The sequence below is a fragment of the Saccharopolyspora sp. ID03-671 genome (assembly GCF_045278815.1).
GTDB classification, from domain to species: Bacteria; Actinomycetota; Actinomycetes; order Mycobacteriales; family Pseudonocardiaceae; genus Saccharopolyspora; species Saccharopolyspora ipomoeae.
The window spans coordinates 465,513-478,924 of the sequence record NZ_CP134054.1; the positions used below are offsets into that span (position 1 = coordinate 465,513).

Annotated in this window: 15 protein-coding genes; 8 read left to right on the top strand and 7 right to left on the bottom strand. The window is 70.9% G+C overall.

Features of this window, described 5'->3' with window-relative positions; all coding sequences use genetic code 11:
- Window positions 1-53: 53 nt before the first annotated feature.
- A complete protein-coding gene (locus tag REH65_RS02270; protein ID WP_406691039.1) occupies window positions 54-830 on the top strand; it encodes a DUF1932 domain-containing protein in 777 nt (258 codons plus the stop codon).
- 64 nt (window positions 831-894) lie between these two features.
- Here REH65_RS02270 and REH65_RS02275 read toward each other — a convergent pair whose 3' ends face one another.
- On the bottom strand, window positions 895-1,701 hold the full coding sequence (locus tag REH65_RS02275; protein ID WP_406691040.1) for an oxygenase MpaB family protein: 807 nt from the start codon (window positions 1,699-1,701) through the stop codon (window positions 895-897).
- Between the two features lie 85 nt (window positions 1,702-1,786).
- Here REH65_RS02275 and REH65_RS02280 point away from each other — a divergent pair, with 85 nt between their 5' ends.
- Complete coding sequence (locus REH65_RS02280) at window positions 1,787-2,431, top strand: TetR/AcrR family transcriptional regulator (RefSeq protein WP_406691041.1); 645 nt, start codon at window positions 1,787-1,789, stop codon at window positions 2,429-2,431.
- A complete protein-coding gene (locus tag REH65_RS02285) occupies window positions 2,428-3,894 on the top strand; it encodes a CoA transferase (protein WP_406691042.1) in 1,467 nt (488 codons plus the stop codon). The genes REH65_RS02280 and REH65_RS02285 overlap by 4 nt, the downstream gene beginning before the upstream one ends.
- Before the next feature lie 630 nt (window positions 3,895-4,524).
- Here REH65_RS02285 and REH65_RS02290 read toward each other — a convergent pair.
- The 4 genes from REH65_RS02290 to REH65_RS02305 all read right to left on the bottom strand — a co-directional run bounded on the left by REH65_RS02290 (window position 4,525) and on the right by REH65_RS02305 (window position 8,193).
- Window positions 4,525-5,835 carry a TRAP transporter large permease gene (locus REH65_RS02290; RefSeq protein WP_406691043.1) on the bottom strand — a complete coding sequence of 437 codons (1,311 nt, stop codon included), beginning with the start codon at window positions 5,833-5,835 and terminating at the stop codon, window positions 4,525-4,527.
- Complete coding sequence (locus REH65_RS02295) at window positions 5,832-6,365, bottom strand: TRAP transporter small permease (protein ID WP_406691044.1); 534 nt, start codon at window positions 6,363-6,365, stop codon at window positions 5,832-5,834. Before REH65_RS02295 ends, REH65_RS02290 begins: the two co-directional genes overlap by 4 nt.
- Before the next feature lie 9 nt (window positions 6,366-6,374).
- Window positions 6,375-7,382 carry a TRAP transporter substrate-binding protein gene (locus REH65_RS02300; protein ID WP_406691045.1) on the bottom strand — a complete coding sequence of 336 codons (1,008 nt, stop codon included), beginning with the start codon at window positions 7,380-7,382 and terminating at the stop codon, window positions 6,375-6,377.
- 154 nt (window positions 7,383-7,536) lie between these two features.
- Window positions 7,537-8,193, bottom strand: coding sequence for a TetR/AcrR family transcriptional regulator (locus REH65_RS02305; protein ID WP_406691046.1), 657 nt, complete (start codon window positions 8,191-8,193; stop codon window positions 7,537-7,539).
- Between the two features lie 117 nt (window positions 8,194-8,310).
- Between REH65_RS02305 and REH65_RS02310 the strand changes: the two genes are divergently transcribed.
- From REH65_RS02310 to REH65_RS02325, 4 genes are all read left to right on the top strand, one after another.
- A complete protein-coding gene (locus tag REH65_RS02310) occupies window positions 8,311-8,862 on the top strand; it encodes an NADPH-dependent FMN reductase (protein ID WP_406691047.1) in 552 nt (183 codons plus the stop codon).
- 70 nt (window positions 8,863-8,932) lie between these two features.
- Entirely contained in the window at window positions 8,933-10,162 is a 1,230-nt protein-coding gene (locus REH65_RS02315; RefSeq protein ID WP_406691048.1) for a D-arabinono-1,4-lactone oxidase, read from the top strand.
- On the top strand, window positions 10,162-10,923 hold the full coding sequence (locus REH65_RS02320) for an IclR family transcriptional regulator (RefSeq protein WP_406693066.1): 762 nt from the start codon (window positions 10,162-10,164) through the stop codon (window positions 10,921-10,923). The genes REH65_RS02315 and REH65_RS02320 overlap by 1 nt, the downstream gene beginning before the upstream one ends.
- Before the next feature lie 41 nt (window positions 10,924-10,964).
- Window positions 10,965-11,180: a hypothetical protein gene (locus REH65_RS02325; protein ID WP_406691049.1), complete on the top strand. Its 216-nt coding sequence runs from the start codon at window positions 10,965-10,967 to the stop codon at window positions 11,178-11,180.
- On the opposite strand, the gene REH65_RS02330 is transcribed toward REH65_RS02325, so the two are convergent.
- Window positions 11,156-11,950: an SDR family NAD(P)-dependent oxidoreductase gene (locus REH65_RS02330; protein WP_406691050.1), complete on the bottom strand. Its 795-nt coding sequence runs from the start codon at window positions 11,948-11,950 to the stop codon at window positions 11,156-11,158. The genes REH65_RS02325 and REH65_RS02330 overlap by 25 nt on opposite strands.
- Before the next feature lie 202 nt (window positions 11,951-12,152).
- The gene (locus tag REH65_RS02335; RefSeq protein WP_406691051.1) at window positions 12,153-12,530 is read right to left on the bottom strand and encodes a VOC family protein; all 378 of its coding nucleotides are present in this window, start codon (window positions 12,528-12,530) and stop codon (window positions 12,153-12,155) included.
- A gap of 67 nt (window positions 12,531-12,597) precedes the next feature.
- Between REH65_RS02335 and REH65_RS02340 the strand changes: the two genes are divergently transcribed.
- Window positions 12,598-13,359: a TetR/AcrR family transcriptional regulator gene (locus tag REH65_RS02340; RefSeq protein WP_406691052.1), complete on the top strand. Its 762-nt coding sequence runs from the start codon at window positions 12,598-12,600 to the stop codon at window positions 13,357-13,359.
- Window positions 13,360-13,412 lie beyond the last annotated feature (53 nt).

Here is a 13,412-nt window from a genome sequence, read left to right on the forward strand (position 1 = left end):
CCGAGCGATTATGTTCGGGGCGGACGGGTCGGACGAGCGGAGGGGTACACCGGATGTCGCAGCGAACCGTGATCGGCGTGCTGGGCCTGGGCGAGGCCGGGGGCGCGTTCAGCGTCGACCTGGCGGCGGCGGGCGCGCAGGTGCGCGGCTACGACCCTGCCGTGCCCGCCGGGCCGGGCCTCGTCGCGGCGAGCAGCGAGGCCGACGCCGCGACCGGCGCGGACCTGGTGCTCAGCGTGAACCGCTCGGCCGTCGCGGTCGAGGTGATGGAGGCCGGGATCGGTGCGCTGCCGGAGGGTTCGGTGTGGGCGGATCTCAACACGGCGTCCCCGGCGAAGAAGGAGCGGCTCGCCGAAATCGCCGAGCGGCACGGGATCGCCTTCGCCGACATCGCGATCATGGCCCCGGTTCCCGGGCCCCGACTTCAGGTGCCGATGCTGGTCAGCGGTCCGGGGGCGGTGCGCGCGGCGGAGCTGCTGAGCGGTTTCGGCGCTCGGGTGGAGGTCCTCGACGGGCCGCCGGGACTGGCGGCGACGCGGAAGCTGTTGCGCAGCGTGTACTTCAAGGGCATGGCGGCCTCGATCGTCGAGGCCCTGGAGGCCGCGCGGGCGGCCGGTTTCGAGGACCTGCTGCGGGAGAACATCATCGCCGACCTCACCGCGGCCGGTGAGTCCACTGTGGAACGCATCGTCTCGGGCACCTACCAGCACGCGGTGCGCCGCACCGACGAGATGGCCGCCGCCACCGAGATGCTCACCGACCTCGGCGTCACCCCCAGCATGGCCGCCGGCAGCCGGGACCTGCACGCCCGCCTCAGCGAGGACAGCTAGGGGCGGTTGGCACACGCGGCGCAGCCGCGCCCTCCCCCGCCGCGCAATGCAACCCTCGCAGGTCTCAGGCCAGGGGCATTCCGCGGCGCATTCGCTGCCGCAGGTCCCAGAGGGCGAGGTCGTAGGGCAGGCGGCGCAGCGGGCGCGGGGTGAGGTTCTGGACGGCGGCCACGACCCGGATGATCCGGTCGAAGCGGGCCTGGTCCTTCTCGGTCCAGGGCAGCCGCATCTCCTCGCGGAATCGCGGCGGCAGGAATCCGGTCGTCATGAACACGTTGAAGCCGCCGAACGCGGTGCTGAGCGGGGCGGGCAGGAACTTCAGCGCGGCCACGTCGTGCAGGAAGTCGCGGACGGTGTCGTCGATGTGGACGTTGTCGAGCTGCTCGGTCCAGTAGCGCTCGAACTCGGCGCGGTCGGCGGGCCACATGTCCTCGCGCACCTGCAGCGTGGTCCCCAGCGCGGCCGACTCGCGGTAGACCTCCTCCAGCGCGTCGGGGTCGGTGATGTCGCCGAACAGGCGGTAGATGTCCTCGACGCCCTTGTACAGGCAGGCCGCGACCCACAGCTGGAGCTCGGGGTCGAACGCGTTGTAGGACACCGGGCTGCGCTCGGTGGAGCGGACCCGGGCGTGCTGGCGGTTGACGGCGCGGCGGAAGGCGGCGCGCTCCTCGTCGGTGCCCTGCAGGGCGACGGCGAGGTAGGTGATGGTGGTGCGGGTGCGCTTGACCGGGCGCTTGAAGAGGTTGCCGCTGTCGACGCGGCTCTCCACCACGCCGTGGCCGACTCCGGGGCGGCTGAGCTGCATGATCACGTTCGCCGCTCCGGCCAGCAATCCCGCACCGAGCACCGAGTCGTCCACGCCGCTGGGCATCGCAGGACCTCCCGAGGAGTGATCTGGTAACAGTCGTTATCAGAACCATGAGACGAGTGGGCGATCGAGATGTCAAGATGGCCGGGTGGCCACCACTCCTCTGCGCGTCTACGGCGGCGTGACGGGCTCGGACCGCCAGGCCGAGCGCCGCGCCCTGTTCCTCGAAGCCGGGCTGGAACTGCTCGGTTCCCCCGATGGCGACCCGAGCCTGACGGTGCGCGGGGTCTGCCGCCAGGCCGGGCTGGCCAACCGCTACTTCTACGAGAACTTCACCGACCGCGACGAGCTCGCCACCGCGGTCTACGACCACGTGGTCAACGAGATCGCCACCACCGCCCTGGACGCCGTGACGGCCGTCGATGACGCCGAGCTGAAGGTGCGCACCGGACTGGCCACCATCGTGCGGCTCATCGCCGCCGATCCCCGGCGCGGCCGGCTGCTGTTCTCCCCGTTCCTGGCCGGAACACCGCTCGCGCACCGGCGCACCGAGTCCACCCGCCTGTTCACCCAGCTGCTGGGCACCCAGGCCCGCCAGGTCTACGGCGTGCAGGGCGGTGCGCGGCTGGAGCTGCTGTCGAGCTTCCTGGTCGGCGGGCTGGCCCAGACGCTGACCGCGTGGCTGGACGGCGACCTCGCCGCCTCCGAGACCGAGATCGTCGAGTGGTGCAGCGAGATCTTCCTGGCCACCTCCGAGCTTCCGCAACGACCGCGAGACGGGAGAGCACCGTGACGCTGACCGACCGGATCACCGAGGCCGTGGCCGCACCCCGCACCGACGACGCCTTCGACGCCCACGCCGAGTTCGCCGAGGTGCTGGCCGGGATCGGGATGAGCCCGTCGGACACCGGCGGTCAGGTCCGGTTCCTCGGCGCCGACCCGGTGGTGCCCAGCACCCTGCGGCTCGGTGGCGCGGCGGCGATCACCCTGGCGGCGAAGTCGGCCGCGATCGCGCGCCTGTGGCGGCTGCGCGGCGGCGAGGGTCAGGACATCGAGACCGACCTGCGGGTGGCTCCGCACCGGCTGTGCCCGTTCTACGACCGCAGGTGGGAGCTGCTCAACGGCTATCCCGGCGCCGGGGATTCCAACCAGGCCTTGGGCTTTCGCTTCTACCCCACCGCCGACGAGCGGTGGGTGATGCCGCTCAACCCGTACCCGAAGATCAAGGCCGGGGCGCAGAAGCTGCTCGACGTGCCCGAGGACTCGGCGTCGGTGGCGGCGGCCATCGCCGGGTGGAAGGGACGCGATCTCGAAGAGGCCGGTGCCGAGGCGGGTGTGGTGATGCCGCTGCTGCGCCGCCCCGAGGAGATCCTGGCCGAACCGCAGTACCGCGACCACTTCGCCGAGATGCCGCTGGTGGAGATCGAGCGCATCGGCGACGCCGAGCCCGAGCCGCTGCCGCCGGGCGTCGAGCAGCCTCTCTCGGGCATCCGCGCGCTGGGCATGGGCCACGTCATCGCCGGGGCCGGGACGGGCAGGGCGCTGGCGCTGCACGGCGCCGACGTGCTGAACCTGTGGCGGCCGGGCGAGTTCGAGCACGAGGGCGCCTACATGAGCGCCAACGTCGGCGTGCGCTCGGCGACGGTCGATCCCCGTGCGCACCAGGCGAAGGTGGCCGAGCTGCTGGCGGGCGCGGACGTGTTCTACGCCAACCGGCGTCCCGGCTACCTGGCCTCGATCGGGCTGTCGCCGGAGGAGGCCGCGCAGCTGCGGCCGGGGATCGTGCACGCGACGACAACGCTCAACGGCGAGCGCGGGCCGTGGGCCGACCGGGTCGGTTTCGACCAGACGGCGGGCAGTCTCGTCGGGATGATGGACCTGGAGGGCGACGGCACCACGCCGAAGCTCTCACCGATCCTGGTGGTCAACGACTACATCGTGTCGTGGCTGCTCACCGCCGGGGTCGTCGCGGCCCTGACGCGGCGTGCCACCGAGGGCGGCAGCTGGCGGGTGCACGTCTCGCTGACCCGCGCGGCGCTGTGGATCCTGAGCCTGGGCGTGTTCGACCAGGCCTACGCCGCGGAGACGGCCGGTCGCGGCGAGCAGCACCGCTACCTCGATCCCGAGACCTTCACCGCGGACACGCCCCTCGGCCGCTACCAGGGCGTCACCGACCAGGTCCGCATGACCGCCACGCCGGGCCGCTACCGCCACGTCCTGCTCCCCCGCGGCTCCAGCCGCCCGGAGTGGCTCTAGGACGTTCCGAAAGAAACGCGACCAAAACGACCCAAGCTTCGGTAAACGCGACCCACTACAGGTACGTTTCGCAACGAACGCGACCAGGATGACCCAAGATTTGGTAAACGCGACCCACTACGGGTACGTTTCGAAAGGCAGGGGAAATTTCGTTCGAAATTGGCGGACTGCACAACGCAAGAAACCCCCAAGACGAAGCCAATTTCGGACGAAATTGCCCCTCCGCACCCACCCGAAGTACCCCGCGAAGCGCTCCCAAGGCGCCCCCGAGGGGGTGGGACAGTTTTCATGAGAACTGTCACTCCACCCACAAGACGGAACCCCAAAACCCCAGCTCAACCACCTCGGGACCCCTGGAGCCCACCCCACAGAGAGACCCCGTGGGGTCGGACAGTTTTCATGAAAACTGCACCACCTCCACGGGGTTCTTCGGGAGCGCTTCGCGGGGTCGAGCTGCTTGCGTGCGGAGTGACAATTTCTCCAGGAATTGGCTGCGTTTCGTGGTTTTCTTGCGTTGTGCGGTCTGCCAATTTCAGAAGAAATTGCCACTGCCTTTCGAAACGTACCCGTAGTGGGTCGCGTCTACTAAAGCTTGGGTCATCCTGGTCGCGTTCCTTTTGAAACGTATCCCTAGGTGATCAGGCTCGGCAGGTAGGTGGCGGTGCCCGGGACGGCGATCATGAGCAGGATGAGGGCGAACTCGATCACCAAGTAGGGGGCGATGCCGCGGAAGACGTCGCCGAGGTCGAGTTCGGGGACCACCGTTTTCATCGTGTAGAGGTTCAGGCCGACCGGCGGCGTGATCACCGCCATCTCCAGGTTGACCACCAGCAGCACGCCGAACCACAGCGGGTCGAAGCCGAGCTCCTCGATCGCGGGCACCAGGATCGGGGTGACCACCAGCAGCAGCGAGGCCGCGTCGACCAGGCACCCGAGCAGCACCAGCACCAGCATGATGCCGATCAGCACCACGTAGGGATGCACGTCGAGGCCGACGACGAAGTCGGTGAGCGTCTCGGGAACCCGTGCCACGACGAGCATCTGCGTGAACACGAACGCCGAGCCGACGATGGCCAGCATCGCCGCCGAGACCGTCGCGGTGGAGGCGAAGATGAGCTTGAGGTTGGCCCAGCCCAGCTTCCGGTACACCAGGCCGGTCATGGCCAGCGCCAGCAGCGCGCCGATCGCCGCGGCCTCGGTGGGTGTGGCGAAACCGGTGTAGATCGACCCCAGCACCAGGGCGATCAGCACCAGCGCCGGTGTGATCTTGCCGAGCGCGGTCCAGCGCTCCCGCCAGCCGAAGTGCTCGCCGTCGCGAGGCGCGCTGTCGGGGTTGAGCTTCGCGCGCACCACCACGTAACCGATCATGAGCACCGCGAGCAGCAGGCCGGGCACGATGCCCCCGGCGAACAGCGAGGCGACGCTCTCGCCGGTCACCGAGGCGTAGAGGATGAACATGAGGCTCGGCGGGATGAGCATCGCCAGCGCCCCGGACGCGGCGACCGATCCGGCGGCGAAGCCCGGCTTGTAGCCGCGCGAGAGCATCTCGGGCACGGCCATCCGCCCGATCAGCGCCACCGAGGAGATGCTGACGCCGGACATGGCGCCGAACAGCGTCGAGGACGCGATCGCCGAGGCCCCGAGCCCGCCGGGCACGCGGGTGAACCAGCGGTGCGCGGCGCCGAACAGATCGCGCCCGAGCCCGGTGACGGCCAGCGCCTCGCCGAGCAGGATGTAGAGCGGCGCCGCGACCAGCGCGTACTCCTGCAGCTGGGCGCCCATCGCCAGCGGCACGAGCTTGAGCCCGTCGAAGCCGGACAGGCACAGCAGCCCGATGATGCCGGAGACCGACAGGGCGATGAAGATCGGCGTGCGGGCCGCGATGAGCACCAGCAGCAGCGCGACCGCCAGCGCCACGACCAGACCGTCGGAGAGGATCACGCGGGACCTCCGTCCTCGGTGTCGGGGGCGCCGGCGGTGGTCGCGGCGAGCTCGGGTTCGGCGTGCGGCGGGAACAGCAGCGCCACCACCAGCAGCAGCGCTCCGGAGACGCCGAGGATCGCGTCCGGCACCCACAGCGGAACGCTGAAGGTGCCCGAACCGGTGAGACCGTGCCCGTAGGACAGCACCGCGGAGTGGAAACCGGTGGTGGCCAGCACGATTCCCAGCAGCGCGGCGGCCGCGGCGGTCACCGCGTCGGCGATCCGGCGCAGCCCGCGCGGCAGCGCCCGGTGCACGAGGTCCATCGAGATGTGGTGGCCGGTGGCGTAGAGGTGCGGGATCGCCAGCACGGTCACCGCGAGCACGGCGCTGGAGTTGAGCGGGTACGCCCAGTCGGTGGGCGCGCGGAAGGCGTAGCGGGCGATGACGTCGTAGCTGATCGACAGCATCATCAGCCCCACGGTGAGCATCGCCAGCACCGCCATCGACCGGGTGCCGATGAGCGCGATGCGGCGGAGGTGGTCGAGCATCGTCGCTCCTCAGGCCGTGCGGATCAGGTCGAGGGCCCGCTGCGCGGCGACCGGGTCGCCCAGCAGGGCGCGCCAGCGCTCGTGCACGGCGGACACGGCGTCGCGGAACGGCCGCAGCCCGGCCTCGTCGAGCTCGATGAGCTCGACCCCGGCGTCGCGCACGGCGGGAAGGTACTGGTTCTGGTGGACGTCGAGGAGGGTGGCGGTGCCGTCGCGGAAGAGCACCTTCCCGGCCTCGTCGAGGGCGTGCCGCTGGTGCGGCGGCAGCGCGGCGTAGAAGTCCTGGCGGCAGTAGGCGTCGACGGTGTAGGCGCCGAAGTGCGCGGCGGTGCCGTAGCGCAGGATCTCCTGCAGGTCGCGGGAGACGACCGTGCCCAGGTAGCTCATCATCCCGTCGATCGTTCCGCGCTCCAGCGCCTGGTACAGCTCGGCCGAGCCGAGGAACACGGGTGCGCCGCCGAGGGCTTTGACGGTCTCGCCCTCGATCTCGCCCGCCACCCGCAGCCGCAGGCCGCGCACGTCCTCGGGCGCGCGGATGGGTTTGTCGATGGTCCAGAGGTATTCGAACCCGGTGGCCATGCCGCCGAGCATCCGCATGTTCTGCCCGGTCAACCGCTCGTTGATCAGCGCCGAGACCGGGCTCGCCGGATCGCAGGCGCGCAGGTAGCGGTCGAAGTGCTCGGTGGTGAAGGGCAGTTCGAGCGAGCCGAGGATCGGGAAGCTCGACGAGACGTAGGAGCTGGTCTGCAGCACGACGTCGGCGACGCCGTTGAGCAGGCCGGGCACGAGTTCCTCGGCCCCGAGCAGCTGCCCGGACGGGAAGACGTCGAAGTCGAACCCGCCGAGCGCGCGGGCCTGGTCGAGGAACCGCTCCACGCCCGGGTACAGGTCGTCGTAGGACGTGGTCAGGTAGGTGGCGGCGACCGGCCGGTGCGCGCCGGGCGCGCAGCCGGTGAGGGCGGCCAGGGCGCCGACCCCGGTGGCGGCCAGGAAGTTCCGCCTGCTCAGCGCGCTCATCGGGCGCGCGCCGAAAGCCGTTGGGACGGCACGTCGTTCCCCGGAACGTTCACCGGCGGGCTCCCTTCGCGCTCAAGCCGCGGAAGGTTCGCACCACGAACGGGAGTTCGCCAAGTCGATCTTCCCGCCCAGCGGAAGGATCATGGTCGAGGGCTCAGGCGGGTGGCGTGGTGTAGCGCGCGACGAGGTCGCGCCAGGCGGCGTCGAGCCGGTCGAGGGGGAAGCCGCGCTGGACGACGAGGTGGTGCAGCAGCGGGGTGTCGATGGAGGCCAGCAACGTCTCGGCGGCGAGCTCGACGTCGGTGGCGGCCTCGGTCTGCCGCAGCAGGATCGCCACGTGCGACCTGCGCAGCCCGCGCGCGGGAACCTGGCAGCGGCGTTCGACGGGCGGCTCGGCGGCGAGGTAGAGCTCGATGTGGTCGAGCTCGTGGCGCATCACGGCCGGACCGAAGGCGCGCAGCCGCTCGATCGCGGTGGCCTCGGGCCCGAGCGGCGGCGGGCCGGACAGGAAGGCGTGCTGGAGCCGCTGCTCCTCGTGGTCGAGCAGGGCGAGCAGCAGGCCGTTGCGGTCGCCGAAGCGGCGGAACACGGTGCCCTTGCCGACCTCGGCTTCGGCGGCGACGGCGTCCATGGTCAGATTGGCCGCCCCGCAGCGGGTGACCAGGCGGGCGGCGGCGTCGAGCAGCTTGGCCCGGTTGCGCACGGCGTCGGCGCGGGGCCTGCGGCCCGCGTCGACGGGCGTGACCTCGAACTCGACCGGTCCGGCCAGGGCGTCACCGGTGGGTCCGATCCGGGGAATGCCACCACTCATGCGCACAGCGTAACGCCTCCCACAGGGAACTGGACCTCGGTCCGCTTCGGTGGTAGAAATGCAATCGGACCACGGTCCGCTTGTTCCCCACCTTACTCCTCACCTGGAGAGATACCAATGTCGGTCAAGATCCTCGCGCTCGTCGGCAGCCTCCGCTCCGGTTCGCACAACCGCCAGCTCGCCGAGGCCGCCCGCACCCTCGCACCCGGCGATGTCGAGATCGAGATCTTCGACGGTCTCGGCGACCTGCCCTTCTACAACGAGGACATCGACACCGAGGCCGACGTGCCCGCCGCCGCGACCCGGCTGCGCGACGTCGCCAACGCCGCCGACGCGTTCCTGCTGTTCGCGCCCGAGTACAACGGCACCATCCCGGCCGTGCTCAAGAACGCCATCGACTGGCTGTCCCGCCCGTTCGGCGCGGGCGCCCTGTCGGGCAAGCCCACCGCCGTGATCGGCACCGCCTTCGGCCAGTACGGCGGCGTGTGGGCGCAGGACGAGACCCGCAAGTCCGCGGGCATCGCCGGCGCCACGATCGTCGACGAGGTCAAGCTGAGCATCCCCGGCTCGATGACCCGCTTCGCCGAGACCCACCCGGCCGACGACCCGGAGGTCGTCGAGCAGCTGACCACCGCGCTGGGCAAGCTCAAGGCCAACATCAGCGCGTGAGACCCACCCGGCGGCGGTGCGCTGGAGAGGGGCGTACCGCCGCCGGTGCGCACGGCGTTAACGTTGCTGCGTGGCTGGAACGAACTGGGCGAAGAACCTCACCTACCGGGCGAAGCGGCTGCACCGCCCGCGCAGCGTCGACGAGGTGCGGCGGATCGTCGCCGGATCCGAGCGGGTCAAGGTGCTGGGGTCGCGGCACTGCTTCAACGACATCGCCGACACCTCCGAGGACCACCTCTCCCTCGACGCCCTTCCGGCCGAGGTCGAGATCGACGGTGACGTGGTGTGGGTGCCCGGCGGGATGCGCTACGGCGAGCTCGCCACCCACCTGGCCGCCTCCGGCCTGGCGCTGCACAACATGGCCTCGCTCCCGCACATCACCGTCGTCGGGGCCACCGCCACCGGCACCCACGGATCCGGGGTCGGCAACCGGTCGCTCAGCGCGGCGGTGGCCGGGCTCGACCTGGTGTGCGCCGACGGGGAGCTGGTGCGGCTGCGCCCCGTCGACCCCGACTTCCCCGGTGCCGTGGTGCACCTGGGCGCGCTGGGCGTGGTGACCCGCATCGGTCTGCGCGTGCAGCCCGCGTTCGACGTGGCCACCACGGTGCACCTGGGGCTGGGCTGGGACGCGCTGCTGGGCGAGTTCGACGCGGTGATGTCCGCCGCCTACAGCGTCAGCGTGTTCACCGACTTCGACGAGGTCATCCAGGTGTGGGCGAAGGCCCGCGTCGGAGATGAGGCGCGCGGCGAGCTGTTCGGCGCCCGCCCGGCCGAGGTGCCGACGCACATGCTGCGCGACACCGGCATCGAGAACCTCACCGACCAGCTGGGTGCGGCGGGTCCGTGGCACGACCGGTTGCCGCACTTCAAGGCGGGTTTCACCCCCAGCAACGGCGACGAGCTGCAGAGCGAGTACTTCGTCCCGGCCGAGCACGGGGCCGCCGCGCTGGCGGCGCTGCGGCCGCTGGCCGACAAGATGGCGCCGCTGCTGCAGATCAGCGAGGTGCGCACGATCGCCGCCGACGACCTGTGGCTGAGCCCGGCGCACGGCGCGGACTCGGTGGCGTTCCACTTCACCTGGTGGCCCCAGCAGTCGGCGGTGGAGGCGCTGCTGCCCGACATCGAGGCGGCGCTGGAGCCGTTCGGCGGCCGGCCGCACTGGGGCAAGCTGTTCACCACCGAACCCGCCGACCTGGACCTGCTGTACCCGAAGCTGGCCGATTTCCGTTCGCTGGCACGGCGTTTCGACCCCGACGGCAGGTTCACCAACGACTTCCTCGCGCGCACGATCGGGCTGTGATGGCCGCGCGGCGCGGCGGACCGGGTGGCCCGACGGGCCCGGTGGTGCGCCGCGCGCTGCAGCTGCTCGACGCCTTCTCCCCCGACCGCACGGCGATGACGCTGAGCGAGCTGGCGCGCCACACCGGCATGCCCGCTTCGACGACGTACCGGATGCTCGGCGAGCTGGTCGACTGGGGCGCGCTGGAGCGCGGTGACGACGGCGCCTACCGGATCGGGCTGCGGCTGTGGGAGCTCGGGGCGCTGGCTCCGCGCGGCCTCGGGTTGCGGGAGCACGCGCTGCCGACGATGGAAGACCTCTCGGCGGTGACCAGGGAGAACGTGCAGCTGGCGATCCGCGAGGGCACCGAGGTGGTGTTCGTCGAGCGGATAGCGGGCACGGGAGCGGTGCCGGTGCGCACCCGGGTCGGCGGTCGGTTCGCGCTCACCGCGACGGGCGTGGGTCTGGTGCTGCTGGCGCACGCCCCGGCCGAGGTGCAGGACGTGGTGCTCGGCGGCGAGATACCGCGCTTCACCGACTTCACGGTGACCGATCCGGCGGAGCTGCGGCGGATGCTGGCCGAGGCGCGGGCCTGCGGTTTCGCGGTGAGCGACCGGCAGGTCACCGACGACGCGCTGTCGGTGGCGGCACCGGTGATCGACCAGCGCGGCGAGGTGGCGGCCGCCGTGTCCCTGGTCGTGCGGCACGGCACCGCCACCCCGCACTCGCTGAGCGCCCTGGTGCGCGCGAGCGCCCGCGCGATCTCGCGCGCCATCGCCTGATTTACGTTTTCCCGGTTTACTGTCAAGATCAACAGCATCTAGTGTGGGAATCGACCTCTGCGCGACAGGAGCCCACCATCGACACCACCTGCCTGACCCGCGAGAACGTCGAGCACCGCGTCGAGTGGACGCCCGGCGGGATGCGGGCGCTCTGCCGCTGCGGTGCCGAGCGCGAGTTCACCTCAGCAGCGCCGATGTGGGACTGGCTGCTCGCCCACCCCCACCTGCGCGATCAGGGGACGATCGAGTCGACGTAACCGCCGTCGACGCGGACCGCGGCGCCCGTGGTGGCCGAGGCCAGCGGAGAGCTGAGGTAGACGACCATGTTGGCGATCTCCTCGGGCTCGATGAGCCGCTGCAGCAGCGACTGCGGCCGGTGCTCGCGCATGAACTGCCGCTGCGCCTGGTCCCACGGCAGCGACGAGTCGACCATCTCGTAGACGAACTTCTCGACACCGCCCGTGTGGGTGGGCCCGGCGATCACGGAGTTGACCGTCACCCCGGTCCCGGCGGCCTCCTTCGCGAAACCCCGGGAGGCGGCCAGCAGCGCGGTCTTGGACATCCCGTAGTGGATCATCTCCGCGGGGATGACCACCGCCGAGTCGCTGGCGATGTACTGGATGCGGCCCCAGCCCCGCTTCACCATGCCCGGCAGGTAGGCGCGGGTGAGGCGCAGCGCGGAGAGCACGTTGACCTCGAAGTAGCGGCGCCAGTCGTCGTCGGTGATCTCCATCGCCGGCTGGGCCCCGAAGATGCCGAGGTTGTTGACGAGCACGTCGACCCGCGGCAGCACCTCCAGCAGTCCGGCCGTACCGTCCTCGGTGGTCACGTCGGCGGTCGCGGCGATCGCCTCAGCGCCGGGCACGTCCTGCTGGATCTGCCGCACGGCCTCCTCGACGCGCTCGGCGGTGCGGCCGTTGATCGCCACCCGCGCCCCCGCGCGGGCCAGCCCCTGCGCGATGGCGTACCCGATTCCCTGGGTGGAGCCGGTGACGAGAGCGGTGCGTCCGGAAAGATCTAGCTGCATGCCGCGAGGATATGCCGCCTCTCCCTCCCCCGCCGCGCTGCGGGGGCACCCGGCCGAAGGATGTCGGGTTCGGGCTTTTCGCGACTGAACGCGCTCTTTCGTCGTGGTGTGGGGGAGGTTTTCATGAAAACTTCCCCCACACCACCACAATCAGGTGATCCCGTGAGCACCCGGAGTGGCTCACGCCCGAGGTCAGGGCCGTTTACCCGTTCCAGTCGACGAGCTGGACGATGACGCCGTTGGGGTCGCGGACCTGGAAGGCGCGCTCTCCCCACTCCTCCGCTGTGAGCGGCATGGTGATCGTGACGCCTTCGCCTTCCAGGCGGGCGAGTTCGCCCTCCAGGTCGTCGACCTCGAAGGCGAGGATGAGGCCGCTCGCGTGATCGTCGCGCTGGTCGGCCGGGAGCGAGGCCAGGCCGCGCCGCAGGAACACCACGTTGACCCCGGCGTCGTCCCTGGTCAGCGAGGCGAACCCGTCGGCGGCCATGACCTCCTGAAACCCGAAGTGCTCCACCAGGAACCGGCTCGACGCGGCCACGTCTTCGACGTTGAGCGACACCGCCGTCGCGTTGATCTTCATGTGCTCCCCCATCTCCCTCGACGCCCCCTGCGTCGTCTACTGTACGGAGCTCAGAGGTGGTGGTGAGGTGGTCGAGCGGACCGGCGCCGGTGATCCCGGGCGCACGCTGGAACTGCTGTGGCGGCACAAGCTCGGTGAGCCCTCGGCGCAGCGCGGACCGCGCAAGAGCCTGAGCATCGATCAGATCGTGGACGCCGCGGTGGAGCTCGCCGACTCCGACGGGCTGGCGGCGGTGACGATGCGTCGGCTCGCCGACAGCCTCGGGGTCTCGACGATGTCGATGTACACCTACGTGCCCGGCAAGGCCGAACTGCTGGACCTCATGCTCGACCGCCTCTTCCAGCAGATGCCGCGCACGCCGCTGGACGGCCTGCCGTGGCGGGAGCGGGTGACGCTGGTCGCGGCGCAGAACCGCGAGCTCTACCGCGAGCACCGCTGGGCGATGCAGGTGTCGACGAACCGCCTGCCGCTGGGGCCCGGCCTGATCGCCAAGTTCGAGCACGAGGTGGGCGCGTTCCTCGACCTCGGCCTCGACGACGCGCACCTGGAGAAGGCGCTGACGCTGGTGCTGGACTTCGTGCAGTCCTCCACGCGCTCCGAGGTCGAGGCCCAGGCCGCCCAGCGCGACAGCGCCACCACCGACGAGCAGTGGTGGCGCGCCAACGAGACGCTGCTGGCCGAGGTCTTCGACCCCGCCGAGTACCCCAACACCTTCCGCGTCAGCGAAGCCGCGGGCGCCGAGCACCTCGCAGCGCGAAGGGCCGACAGCACCTACGAATTCGGCCTCCAACGGATCCTCGACGGCCTCGCCGCACTGATCGAGAACTAGGAGGTCGGAGCTCGGCGGTCGGCGAGGCGCTGGTAGCCCACCCGGGTTCGCCG